The organism is Deltaproteobacteria bacterium RIFCSPHIGHO2_02_FULL_44_16, assembly GCA_001798185.1.
Taxonomy (GTDB): Bacteria; UBA10199; UBA10199; order 2-02-FULL-44-16; family 2-02-FULL-44-16; genus 2-02-FULL-44-16.
The window spans coordinates 12,777-20,091 of record MGRM01000019.1 but is presented as its reverse complement, the minus strand read 5'-3'; the positions used below and the strand labels follow the sequence as shown (position 1 = coordinate 20,091).

Annotated in this window: 5 protein-coding genes and 1 pseudogene (1 of these 6 running past the window's edge); 3 read left to right on the top strand and 3 right to left on the bottom strand. The window is 42.8% G+C overall.

The genetic code is table 11. The features are described 5' to 3' along the window. Nucleotides 1-33: 33 nt before the first annotated feature. Nucleotides 34-351 (top strand): hypothetical protein, encoded by a 318-nt coding sequence (locus tag A3C46_00565; GenBank protein OGQ22079.1) that lies wholly within the window; start codon nt 34-36, stop codon nt 349-351. A 135-nt stretch (nt 352-486) separates the two neighbouring features. Next, nucleotides 487-1,524, top strand: a complete 1,038-nt coding sequence (locus tag A3C46_00560; protein OGQ22078.1) for a hypothetical protein — start codon at nt 487-489, stop codon at nt 1,522-1,524. On the opposite strand, the gene A3C46_00555 is transcribed toward A3C46_00560, so the two are convergent. The 3 genes from A3C46_00555 to A3C46_00545 form a co-directional block, all read right to left on the bottom strand. After that, nucleotides 1,514-2,122 carry a hypothetical protein gene (locus tag A3C46_00555; protein ID OGQ22077.1) on the bottom strand — a complete coding sequence of 203 codons (609 nt, stop codon included), beginning with the start codon at nt 2,120-2,122 and terminating at the stop codon, nt 1,514-1,516. The genes A3C46_00560 and A3C46_00555 overlap by 11 nt on opposite strands. Before the next feature lie 22 nt (nt 2,123-2,144). Then, nucleotides 2,145-2,906: a hypothetical protein gene (locus A3C46_00550; GenBank protein OGQ22076.1), complete on the bottom strand. Its 762-nt coding sequence runs from the start codon at nt 2,904-2,906 to the stop codon at nt 2,145-2,147. Between the two features lie 140 nt (nt 2,907-3,046). Next, nucleotides 3,047-4,207 carry a tRNA 4-thiouridine(8) synthase ThiI gene (locus A3C46_00545; GenBank protein ID OGQ22075.1) on the bottom strand — a complete coding sequence of 387 codons (1,161 nt, stop codon included), beginning with the start codon at nt 4,205-4,207 and terminating at the stop codon, nt 3,047-3,049. A gap of 277 nt (nt 4,208-4,484) precedes the next feature. Between A3C46_00545 and A3C46_00540 the strand changes: the two are divergent. Next, nucleotides 4,485-7,315 (top strand): annotated as a pseudogene (locus A3C46_00540) (hypothetical protein); it runs 1,564 nt beyond the window's last position.

Genomic DNA, 7,315 nt, shown 5'->3' with positions numbered 1-7,315 from the left:
CTCGACAGGCAAGGCTTGAAGGAGGCAGCATAGATGTCACCACGAACCGCTTTTCAAATTCCAACTAAGATTGGGATTGACCCATTGATTGGCATTACAGGTTATTATTTTACGGGTTACAAACCTCAAGATGTCCGAAGTTATCAGCTTAGTCCGGAAAGACCGAAAAAAAACAGTGACATCATGGGAGTATATGAAGACCTCAGTACAGATAAGCTTGTGCAAGATTCTCCTTTAGTAGCCGAGGCTCTCGTTATTCCACTTCGTTCTCTTGCAAAAAGGCTCCATGGCAATCAAGTGGATTGGCTAGCCAATGCAACTTGGCACTTAACGATTTGGCGGCGCTATTAGGATTGTTATAGTAAAACAATAAACGTACGATAGACAAAAAAATATGGGATCTTCAGATCAAACATTTCAGTTAAATTCCTCTTCTTGACAGTACAAAAACTTTCCACCTATTGTCTTATGATGAATCTCTTGTTCATGAGCCTTACGGATTGGGTCACAGGAAGTGTCATCGTCGCTGTTTGGTGCCTTGTTTTATTTCCTCTCCGACGAATTATTTTTAAACTGATTGATAAACGTCTTCCCAAAAACGCACATGCTTGGTCTCAAATTCTTTTGCGTGCTCTCAGACTTCCGATAAAAATTCTCATTCTTGCCGGAGCTCTTTCACTTGCCACACATTTTTTCCCTCTCTCAGAACAAGCGCAAAAAGTTGGAAACGCGCTTGTCACGATCCTCATCGTGTTTTCAGGTGTTATCTTTTTAAGTCGTTTTTTTGTGGGACTCTTTGAACGCTCTGAAGAACGACATCTGGAACTTCGTAACTACTCTGGCATGTCTCGTGGAATCATCTACGCCATTATCACGTTACTTGGTCTCATGATCGTGCTCGATAATCTCGGTGTTTCCATCACGCCTCTTATTGCCTCGCTCGGCGTCGGTTCTTTGGCTATTGCTTTAGCTCTCAAAGATACCCTCGAAAACTTTTTCGCTGGATTTTATCTCCTGATCGACAAACCGATTGCCGCGGGAGAATTCATTCAGCTTGAAGGAAATCTTCGTGGGTATGTTGAAAAAGTGACCTGGCGCAGCACGCGCATTCGCTTGCTTGAAAATAATATTCTGGTCGTTCCCAATACCAAAGTCGCTTCAAGCGTCATCATTAACTACCACCATCCAGAAAAAGAAATGGCCGTGCTTGTTGATGCCCAAGTCGATTACAAAAGCGATCTTGAACAGGTTGAACGCGTCACGGTGGAAGTAGCAAAAGAAATTATGAAAACAATAGAAGGAGGAGTTCCTTCTTTTGAACCTTTTATTCGCTACAAGAAATTCGACCAATTCTCGATTCACTTTACGGTTATTTTGCGAGGACAAGAATTTGTCGCACAGTATTTGATCAAACACGAATTCATCAAAAAACTTCATGAACGATACGAACACGAAGGGATTGCTTTTGCTTATCCAACACGAATTGAACTTGTAGAAAAACTCAAAAATGAAATTAAGGATTAATATGATGTCCTAAAAAAGATTTCCTGTCACACCTCATATCATTACAAATGATGGGTGATCGCGGTATATGTTTCTCTTCCCGCTGTTCTATTGTTTGCACCACACTTTCATGAAAAACAGTTTGCGGATCAAAAAGAACTTCATCTCCTAATTCCTTCGTTGGATTGAGAAGAAACGCTACGCGATAAGGAGTATTTTTGACAAAATCGATAAAGCGATCGCCATAGTTTGGAAAAAAGTCGGAAGAAAACTTCCCCCACATATTCCGAGTTTCTGTGATCGAAATGATATCTTTATCTTCAATAACAATAAAAATATCTTGGGGCTTCAACACAACATTTTCGCTCTTACATATTCCTGCAACCTGTCTTGCTTTTTGTTCCACGGCAGCAATCACTTGAAGCGGATCTGTCGTACCATACACAAGGGCAGCAAAAGGAAGGTTTGAGAGAAGAAGATTGATATCACCAATGTCAAGAGCACCATCACCATTCACATCTTCTGCCAAAAGAGGGGCAGATTCAGAAACATTTCGTGTTTCCGCATGAGGGTCATAAACAAAACGATAGTCAGGAGCATTCACTACAATACGGACCATAAAACCTCTCTCTTGATTATCGTCACAAAACTGAAGAGGTTTCCTGCTTTTTTATTATTTTTTGCGCCAGCGAAATATGATCCGTAATGACGCTCTCCACCCCAAGCTCCATACAGTATTCCATCTGTTTGGGTGTATTGACCGTCCAAACAGCGCAGTGTTTCTGCCGCTTCTTAAGAGACGAAATCAAACGCGCTGTTACCAGATCATAACGAGGTGTCACATAGTCACAGTGAAGCCACAGATCAGAGAGAAGCACCTGAAACCAAAAAAAATGTTTACGTGAAATTAAAAAAGAACGTTTGAGATGAGGAAAAAGTTTTTTACAAAAATAGAGGATACGAAACGAAAATGAAGAGAGAATACAGCGATCCTCTAAACCAAATTGCATAATAAGTTTTCCCACTTTTTCAACCACTGCACGTTCGCATCCTCGTTGTTGCTTTAACTCGATCATCGGAATCAAAGACGACGCTTTGAGAAGGGCAAGAACATCTGACAATGTGGGAATCTTTTCTCCTCGCCACGTTTCTCCAAAATGACTCCCTGCATCGAGATTTTTCACGTCATCATATAAGGTTTCGTGCATAAACCCACGGAAGGAAGTGAGACAAGAAAGATTGTCATCATGCATCACCATGGGAACACCATCTTTTGTCAGCAAGACATCAAACTCAACGCCGTCGGCACCAAGTTCGATGGCACGTTTAAATGCAGGGATAGTATTTTCTGGGGCATCACACGACGCACCACGATGACCAAAGACCAGAGGAAGTCTACTCATGGAAAGAAAACCTCTTTCGAAACATTTTATGGTAACGGGTCCTGCCGCCTGTGGCATTCCGTCGGTTCCGCTCATATGCGGAAGCCTCCGAAATAGCCTCCGGCGTCACCCGAATAATGGAGTTTCGAAAGAGGTTTTATTTATGAAAAAATAGGAGAAGTCACTGTTTCTTTTATTCCCAATTGCACGAGAGCTTCAATATCCAGTGAGGATTCGACGGACTCCATTTCTTGCAAATTACTATGCGTCTTTGGAAATTGCGGCATCAGAAAACTGCAGCAATCGTCGTGAGGTTCACACGCCGTTTGAAACGTTCCAATCTTCTTCGCCTGATCGACAATTTCTTGCTTATCCATTCCGACAAGCGGACGCAAAAGCGGAAGTGTGAGCACCGATTCAATCGACGCCAAATTTGAAAGGGTCTGGGAAGCCACTTGGGAAAGAGCTTCACCCGTGACAAGGGCTTCTGCTCCCTCCCCTTTTGCCAATACTTCAGCAATCCGCATCATAAAGCGTCGATAGAGGAGAACGCGATAAGCTTCAGACGTTTCTCGAACAATTTTTTGCTGAATATTTCCAAATGGAACAAGAGCGAGCTTCACCCCTTGTAATCCTCGTGAAAGATGTTCCACAAGATCGATCACTTTTTCGACAGAAGCTTGCGAGGTAAAAGGTGCTGAGTGAAAATGAATATAGAAAGGGGCACAGCCCCGACGCATCATACGCCATGCAGCAACAGGAGAATCAATACCGCCGGAAATAAGACACGCTACTTTTCCCGCACTCCCTACGGGAAGACCGCCAGATCCTTGATAACGTTTCGTAAAAACGAAGGTATTGTCATCGACAATTTCAATGGAAATAGTTCGTTCTGGATTTTCAAGATCCACAGATGCTTTTGTTTTTTCTTGCACCATCTTGCCAATACGAATGTTGATATCCGAAGAAGAAAATTCAAATCGTTTATCATTTCTTTTGGTACGAATCGCAAAACTCTTAAAAGAATCTTCATCAACCAGAGATGCCACCGTTTTCTCAATCTCCCCCATGGACGTTGGGATACGTTTGGAAAAAGCGATATTCGCAACCCCAAAGACGTTCTGAAGCCGACCCAGCGCATCTTCCTGGGAAGTCATATTTTTGAAATCAATACAGATGCGACCTTGCAGGCGTCGAAGTGTAAAAGAACCGCTTCCACGTAGAGCAATTTCAATATTTGAGAGAAGGAGCTTTTCAAAATAAGAACGGTTCCCTCCTTTTAAGGCAAGTTCACCGTAATGAACTAAAATAGAAGAATGCATAATTTTGCCTCTTTAGCCCCTTTCCTCAGAAAAGCACAAGGAGGAAGAAAAAAAGAGAATTCCATTCTTCTTTTTGTTTGACTGCACAATATGTAGTGGTAAAGATGGAAACGTATACACAATATATTGTGTATAAATATGTGGATAAGTATTCGAAAACATTCCAACCGTACGAAAATAAAATAAGAAATAGCATGTGGCTCTCCACAACCGAAAAGAGATCATAAAATTTGCTCTCATGAAAACGTTATGCGACTAATTTTTAAAAGGGGGATTCATGGCTACAAAAGAAGTGATCGTTCGTAAAACAAGGGGTCGGACGAAAAAAGAGGGAATGATCAGCGCCGTAAAAAAGGGAATCACTCTTTCGCGGTATTACACCGAAAAAGAGAAAGACCCTCTCGATCAGATCCGTCATGTTAAACGTTCTTCAATTATTGCGAATCCCGATGGTTCGACTGTTTTTCGCATGGAAGATGCTGAAATTCCCGATTTTTGGTCACAATTAGCAACAGATATTGTGGTTTCGAAGTATTTTCGCAAACGCGGCGTTCCTGTCACGGATCATGAAACATCGGTCAAACAGGTGGTCCGTCGTATCGCAAAGACCATTCGCAAACGAGGCGAAGAGATGGGGGGCTATTTTGCTTCTTCAGATGATGCCGATACGTTTGAAGCTGAACTGACCTCTCTTCTCATCACCCAACGAGGTGCCTTTAACTCCCCGGTCTGGTTTAATTGCGGACTTTACGATGCGTATGGCATCGAAGGGAGTGGAGGAAACTGGTTTTGGAACACTCGCACGGACAGTCTTGAACAGACGCAAAACTCCTATGAACACCCCCAATGCTCGGCCTGTTTTATTCAATCAGTCAATGATGATCTCATGTCCATTTTCGAACTCGCCAAAAATGAAGCGCGTCTTTTTAAATTTGGATCGGGAACAGGAACAAATTTTTCTCATCTCCGTTCTAAATATGAAAAACTTTCTGGCGGCGGGACCTCTTCTGGCCTCATGTCATTTCTGGAAGTTCTGGATCGAGGAGCTGGAGCGACAAAATCAGGTGGGACCACGAGACGCGCCGCAAAAATGGTCTGTCTCGATATTGATCACCCTGAAGTCGAAGATTTTATTCAGTGGAAAGTCAACGAAGAGAAAAAGGTAAAAGCGTTGATGGACGCAGGATATTCCTCTGATTTCAATGGTGAAGCCTACAAAACCGTCTCGGGGCAAAATTCAAATAACTCGGTTCGTGTATCTGATGACTTTATGTACGCTTATCTCAATGACGGTGAGTGGTCGACCCGTTTTCGCACCACCGGCGAAGCTTATAAAACCTATCGCGCACGCGATCTGATGCACAAAATTTCGACTGCTGCTTGGAGCTGTGCAGATCCAGGGCTTCAATTCGATACGATTATCAACAAATGGCATACCTGCAAAAATACCGATCGTATTCATGCCAGTAACCCCTGCGTTACTGGTGACACCCTCATCGCAACAACAAATGGATATAAACCTATTCAAGAACTTGTTGGCAAAACAGATGACATCCTCACTTTTGATGGACGTAGTGTACGTGTATCTGAAATTTTCCCCACGGGTTTCAAACCAACCTACGAACTTCGCACAAAAAGTGGATATACATTAAAACTTACTGCTGATCATAAAATCTGGACCACCAATCGTGGCGATGTCCCCGCATCCGAGCTTACGCAAGAAGATGAACTTCTTCTTGTCCCAGGGGCATTTGGTCAAAATCATCTCGAAATAAAAATGGCTGAATTCATTGGACTCGCTCTCGGCGATGGTTGCCAAGCAAATGATGCTCAAGGGATTATCACTGTCACTATGGGGAGTGGTGAAGCAAATATTCTCCAGGAATATGTCCATTATCTGAATCAACTGAAAGAGAATCGAAAAATTGCTGGAGTTCGATATACAGATACAGGAGTTCGCACAGCAACTTCTGCTGCAGCAGTAACTTCAATTGTGAATACATATGCCTGTCTCAACAAAGGTTCTGATCAAAAAAACCTCCTTCCTCCAGCTTTTGAACTTGATCGAGCAAGCACAGCTGCGATTCTTCGCGGCCTTTTTACCACCGATGGTACCGTAGCCAATTATGGAGAAAAGAGTCAGTATATTGCTCTTGATTCGACAAGCCTCTCCTTGCTTCAACAGGTACAAAAACTTCTTCTCTCTTTTAGTATTAAATCAAAAATCTATGAAAATCGAAGAGGAGGAACAAATGAGACTTTGCTCCCTGATGGAAAAGGGGGGTTCAAACACTATAATGTGAAAGAAATGCATTCTCTTCGTATGAGTCGTTCTTCACGTGTTCTTTTCGAAGAAGCTATTGGGTTTCATCCAAAGAGTGAGAAGGCAAATATGCTTCGAGAACTTAATGCAACTATTGGCACCTATCGCGACTCTCTTACTGATCGTTTCGAATCACTCACATCTCTTGGAATACAAAAAGTTTATGATTTAACCGAACCATTGACACATCATTTTGTTGCGAACGGTATTTTGATTCATAATTGTTCGGAATATATGTTTCTCGATAACAGCGCCTGTAATCTCGCTTCGTTAAACTTAATGAAATTTTACAACGAAGAGACCGATGTTTTCGACATCGAAGGATTCAAACATGCCTCTCGCATTTTTATTACGGCACAAGAAATTTTGGTCGATGCCTCTTCTTATCCGACACGTCCGATTACAGAAAATAGTCACAACTATCGACCTCTCGGACTTGGTTATGCCAACTTAGGAACGCTACTCATGGTGCAAGGAATTCCTTACGACTCTGACAAAGCGAGAGCCTACGGGTCAGCAATCACAGCGCTCATGCATGGGACAGCGTACAAAACATCGGCTGAAATCGCAGAACATAAAGGAGCATTTCCAGGATATGCTGCAAATCGAGAACCGATGATGGATGTGATTCGGATGCATCGGGACGCAGCGTACAATATTCCGTCGCAACATCTCCCTCAGCATTTGCTTCAAACGATTCGCGATGAATGGGATGCCTGCTTAGCCGATGGCGCACGTCACGGATATCGAAATGCGCAAGTGACGGTCCTCGCTCCGACCGGAAC

Coding starts and splice junctions, on each gene's coding strand:
- A3C46_00565 (OGQ22079.1), top strand. CDS start 34: ATGTCACCACGAACCGCTTTTCAAATTCCAACTAAGATTGGGATTGAC.
- A3C46_00560 (OGQ22078.1), top strand. CDS start 487: ATGAGCCTTACGGATTGGGTCACAGGAAGTGTCATCGTCGCTGTTTGG.
- A3C46_00555 (OGQ22077.1), bottom strand. CDS start 2,122: ATGGTCCGTATTGTAGTGAATGCTCCTGACTATCGTTTTGTTTATGAC.
- A3C46_00550 (OGQ22076.1), bottom strand. CDS start 2,906: ATGAGTAGACTTCCTCTGGTCTTTGGTCATCGTGGTGCGTCGTGTGAT.
- A3C46_00545 (OGQ22075.1), bottom strand. CDS start 4,207: ATGCATTCTTCTATTTTAGTTCATTACGGTGAACTTGCCTTAAAAGGA.